General features: G+C 50.8%; 1 protein-coding gene. It reads left to right on the top strand.

The features are described 5' to 3' along the window. Positions 1 to 95: 95 nt before the first annotated feature. A complete protein-coding gene (locus FJ694_RS36530) occupies positions 96 to 572 on the top strand; it encodes a DUF3557 domain-containing protein (RefSeq protein ID WP_157272404.1) in 477 nt (158 codons plus the stop codon). Positions 573 to 970: the final 398 nt, after the last annotated feature.

Below are 970 nucleotides of genomic sequence, written 5' to 3'. Positions count from 1 at the left end.
CGCACACGATTTCATGAAGGTTTTGCAAGGCATGCCGCAACGAATCATGAACTACTTTCGAGGTTCACATCTCGCGTACGCCGGCGAACAAATCGGTGCATGCACTGTTTGATTGCCGGGTTAATAAAGAGGCGCTGACATTGGCAACATCACACAAAACCCCACTTAGCATTGGATTGGGTCACCTAATGCTTGGTCGTTGCGCTCTCTATCAAAGTTTACTCCAAGGCAAAAATCCGGAAAATGCAAAAATCGATATTGATCTAGCCATTGCAAACCTTCGTGCTTCCGGTGCTTTGCATCACTTACCTCGTGGTTTAATTACACGGGGGTGGCTCCGTGGCAGGATGGACGATAATGCCGGTGCTCGTGCCGACCTGGATGAGGCTTGGCGCATTGCCTCTCGTGGAGGCATGAAGCTCCATCAAGCAGACATTTGCCTTTATCGTGCCAAGTTGTTTGGAAACCGCGACGCGCTACTAGAAGCTCGTGCTTTGATAATGGGCTGCGGGTACTCTCGGCGCATACCGGAACTTAAAGATACAGAGGCCAGCTTTGGATTATTGTTTTGATGAGTTGTAGCGGCAGTTGGTATGAAATACCCAGCAGCTAATACTGCTTCGTTGCTAAGCACATGAATTGTCGTTGATACGGTTGCGCCGCGTGCGACGTAAAGCATCTGTAGTCGTTCAATCAATCAAAAATCAAACAGTTTACGTGGCCCACTAGCAGGCACAAGCGGCTTATTGGTGTTGAGCGTAAAGAGAATTCGCTTGCTTGACAACCCGCTCTGGGCACGAAGCGGGCGTTGAAAAAGCAAATAACGAAGGCCCGCTCCCAGCCTTAGGGAGGCTCTGCTTTAACCGGTTTTGACAATGGTAGGCGGGGCGTCAGCGAATCAGCAGCAACTCGGCCGAACAGCTTGGCCCCGAGTTCGCCAGCAAAGGCCATTGCGCAGCAGGAAGTTGAG

This window comes from Azohydromonas aeria, assembly GCF_009760915.1.
Classification (GTDB): Bacteria; Pseudomonadota; Gammaproteobacteria; order Burkholderiales; family Burkholderiaceae_C; genus Azohydromonas; species Azohydromonas aeria.
This window is presented reverse-complemented; position numbering and strand designations above follow the sequence as displayed.